This is a genomic window from Halomicronema sp. CCY15110, assembly GCF_016888165.1.
Lineage (GTDB): Bacteria > Cyanobacteriota > Cyanobacteriia > Phormidesmidales > Phormidesmidaceae > Halomicronema.
Map to the genome: position 1 here is coordinate 1 of NZ_JACSWC010000122.1, position 3832 is coordinate 3832.

2 protein-coding genes are annotated in these 3832 nt (G+C 54.5%); one reads left to right on the forward strand and one right to left on the reverse strand.

The annotated features are described in order from the left end of the window. Window positions 1–176: 176 nt before the first annotated feature. Window positions 177–2288 (reverse strand): PAS domain S-box protein, encoded by a 2112-nt coding sequence (locus JUK32_RS01950; RefSeq protein ID WP_204137169.1) that lies wholly within the window; start codon window positions 2286–2288, stop codon window positions 177–179. Window positions 2289–2829: 541 nt separating this feature from the next. Between JUK32_RS01950 and fghA the strand changes: the two genes are divergently transcribed. Next, window positions 2830–3684, forward strand: a complete 855-nt coding sequence (gene fghA / locus JUK32_RS01955; protein WP_204137170.1) for an S-formylglutathione hydrolase — start codon at window positions 2830–2832, stop codon at window positions 3682–3684. Window positions 3685–3832 lie beyond the last annotated feature (148 nt).

A 3832-nucleotide genomic window follows, 5' to 3' on the forward strand; every position in this document is an offset into this window, starting at 1 on the left:
CACTAGCTCCGTCTTCCTCTCGGGCTGAGTGACAGCAATTATTAAGCGGTATTGAAAACACCTTTAGAGGGCTGGTCAAGGAACTTTAGTGCTCACCACGGGATAAACCGGGGCGATGAAAACGCCAGTGAATTCACCACTGTCGTGACTGTTGCGACAGTGGCGGCGATACGGCATCACGACTGCTTCGGCCACTTGAACCGAAACGTGCACCCCTCCCCCGGAACCGATTCCAGGGTGATAGTGCCCCCCTCGGACTCCACGGTTTTTTTGACGATCGCGAGCCCAATCCCGGTACTTTCCAACACGTCACGAGATTTCAGGGTTTGAAAGATGGTGAACACCTTGCTCTGATACTGTGGCGCAATGCCTGGGCCATCGTCACTCACAGCAAATTCGATGAAATCGTCATGCTCGATCGCCGTGATGTCAATGCGGCCATCTTCGCGATCATGATGCTTAATGGCATTAGTAATGAGGTTGGAAAAGACCTGATTAAGGGCTGATTGACTGGTCGTGAGAGCCGGCATTTGCGCTGGCAGGGCAATCGTAAAGGCTGGCGGGGGCACAATTAGGTCGATGGTTTCCACCAACATTTGACGCACATCCACCGGGATAATTTGGCGCTCTCGTCGCCCCACCCGTGAGTATTCCAGCAGACCATTGATCAGCGCCTCCATGCGATGCACCCGATTGCGCAGTAAATCCAGCTGATGGCGGTTTTCCTCTGGCAGGTCATGCCCCAGGTCTTCTTCAATCCATTCCGACAGATTCGCGATCGCCCGCAATGGGGCTTTCAAATCGTGGGAAGCCACATAGGCAAACTGGTCTAGCTCAGCATTGCGATTTTCCACGAGGGCATTCGTCATCGCCAACAGACCGTTCATTTGCTCCAACTCTTTCGCCCGCTGCTCCAACTCCGCTGTGGTTTGCTTGAGTTTGCGAATATCTTCAATGACCGCAATGAAGGAACGCACCTGATGCTGCTCGTCGGTCTCAGTTGAGACGGTGACCATCGTCCAAATCGAGGTGCCGTCTTTATGGAGATAGCGCTTTTCAAACCGGCAGATGTCGCCCTGACCTGACCGCAGCTGTTGAAGATAACGCTGGTCTTGCTCCACATCAGCCGGATCCGTAATCGCTTGAAAGTTTTGCTGCACTAATTCATCAGCTTCATACCCAAGCAAACTACAGAAGGTTTCATTGACCTGCAACCAGTTGCCGTCTGGCGACAGGCGAGCCATCCCCACCGCTGCTTGTTCAAACACCACGCGAAACCGCGCTTCACTGGCGGCTAACGCCAGGGCTGACCGTTTGGCTTCAGTCGTTTCTTGAACCACGCCAATCATCCGCTGGGGCTGATCGTCCGCATATAAAAACCGTCCCTGGGCTAGTACCCAGTGCCAGCTTTGGTCGGACCACTGCACCCGATATTCTTCAGCGAAAATTTCTTGATTGGCTCGGGCGATCGCCATCGCTGCCTCAATCCGAGCGACATCTTCAGGGTGAACCTGGGCTTGCCAGCGATCGTAAGTCGGTTGCTCCTGGTCGGCATCAAAGCCCAAGATTTGGTAAGTCTTAGGCGACCACTGCAAACACTCTTGATCAAGATGCCAATCCCAGGTGCCCATTCGGGCTGCACTCAGCGCAATATTCAGCCGTTCAGTCGTATCTTGCTGCTGCTGTAGAGCCGCTTCGAGCTCTGCCCGAGTGGTCTGCTCTTGTCCCAACAGCTGCTCATTATCCTGTTGGGCTTGGGTGAGCTGGGCGGTGCGACTGGTCACGCGAGACTCTAACTCAGCCGCTAAGGCCTGATACTTCGCTTCCGTCTGCTGCCGTTCGGACACTTCTTGAGAGAGCGTCTGATTTAACTGCGCCAAGCTCTCAGTGCTAGGGATAGCGAGCGCCTGGGGAATACGGGGGATCAAGCTCAAAGCGGTGAATAATGAAATCACTGCGGTCACGGCTTTGACCGTGCCACTGAGCCAATAGTAGGGAAACCACAGCGTCCAGATAGCGATCAGATGGGTCAGGCCACAGGCCGCAATAAAGGCTCCAAACAACCAGAATACGCCTCGTAACGGCACATCCTGGCGTTGCCGAACGAAGTAAATTAGCGCCGCAGCGATGGTGAAATAGGCGATCGCAATAATGCCGTCGGAGAACCCGTGCAACCCGACTAGCGGGGACTGCCACAAATAGCAATGCCCATGGGGGATATACAAATCAGGGAGCAGTAATGCCGCGCGCTCACTCGCCATTTCGTTGGTTACGACCTGAAAAAACATGTTGTCCCCCAGTCTATGGTTGGCAGCTGTTGGCAGCACGACTAATCGGTTTAATCGCGAAAAGATCAATTCAACAGCCTGGCGGTTGAGTGCATCCCTATTGTGCAGATTGCATCCCCGCCTGGTCGGTCTAGGCTGGCTCGCAGGCAAAGTAACCACCCTAGACCCAGCAGCAAATTTGCGAGTCGGGCCAGATGAATGCCGCGTCAGAGTTTCCTTACCTTAACAAGATTGATCAGGGTGGAGTGCTCATACCCAGGGGATTTGGTGGGCGATCGCAGTCTAGTTGTGACGCCGAGAGCTGGGCCCAAGGTCGGCGCTGACTGAGCGGTTTCGAGCCCCTCACCCATTTCGACAGCAGATAGCGGCGATAAGGTTCGTGTCCTCTCAGGACTAACCCGGATAACCAGTAGTGAGCCCAGGCAGCATATTAGGATGAGAACGGCGCTTGGTTTATGGATACGCTGAAATCGGCTGATCCAATGCTATTCACTAGCTGCAATGCGCTGTTTTTGCTGAATTCCTGGTCTGCTCCTAACCGATGACTTCTCCCCATACCCTGACGCAAACATCTCGCCAGCGCAGCTTTGGCGGTTGGCAAGCTGTATATCAGCACCATTCCGACGTGCTGGCTTGTGACATGAACTTTGCGGTTTACCTGCCGCCCCAAGCCGAAACTCAACCTTGCCCAGTGGTGTATTGGCTGAGTGGGCTAACCTGCACCGAACAAAATTTCATCACCAAGGCCGGAGCCCAGCAGTATGCAGCGCAGCACGGACTCATCATCATCGCGCCAGATACGAGTCCTCGCGGTTGCGGCCTGCCGGGGGAAGATGACAGCTATGACTTTGGCAGCGGGGCAGGCTTTTATCTGAACGCGACGCAGGAGCCGTGGGCTCAGCATTACCGCATGTATGACTACGTGGTGCAGGAATTGCCGGAAGCGATCGCGGCTAACTGCCCCATTCGCGAAACGCATCAAGGCATTATGGGTCACTCGATGGGAGGCTATGGCGCGCTGATGATTGCCCTCCGCAATCCCGGACGCTTCAAGAGCGTGTCCGCGTTTGCGCCGATTGTCGCCCCGTCGCAGGTGCCTTGGGGCAAAAAAGCATTTAGCAATTATCTGGGCAACACCCTGTCCGATTGGCTGGCTTACGACCCGACCCATTTGGTGAAGACTGCCCCTGAACGGTTGCCCATTTTGATTGACCAGGGCGATGCGGACTCGTTTCTCAAAGAGCAACTGCAACCAGACTTATTGGCGGCGGCGTGTCAAGCGGTCAATCATCCCCTAACGCTGCGAATGCAGCCCGGCTACGACCACAGCTATTACTTTATTGCCAGCTTTATGGGCGATCACCTCGCGCACCATGCCGCCGCGTTGACTCAGTGAGAATCTAGATTAGCAACACCGCGCCGCCACCATAACGTCGCCACCCATCCTCAAAATCCCTTAGAGGATGCTTTAAAAGGGTTGCTTTGCGTAGCAAAGATGACCTAAGTCCCTTGAGATTGGTCTGAAATGCTTCTTTTATCGTCGT

Bases quoted from the DNA above. Each gene is read 5' to 3' on its own strand.
- fghA (WP_204137170.1), top strand. From the start codon at position 2,830: ATGACTTCTCCCCATACCCTGACGCAAACATCTCGCCAGCGCAGCTTT.
- JUK32_RS01950 (WP_204137169.1), bottom strand. From the start codon at position 2,288: ATGTTTTTTCAGGTCGTAACCAACGAAATGGCGAGTGAGCGCGCGGCA.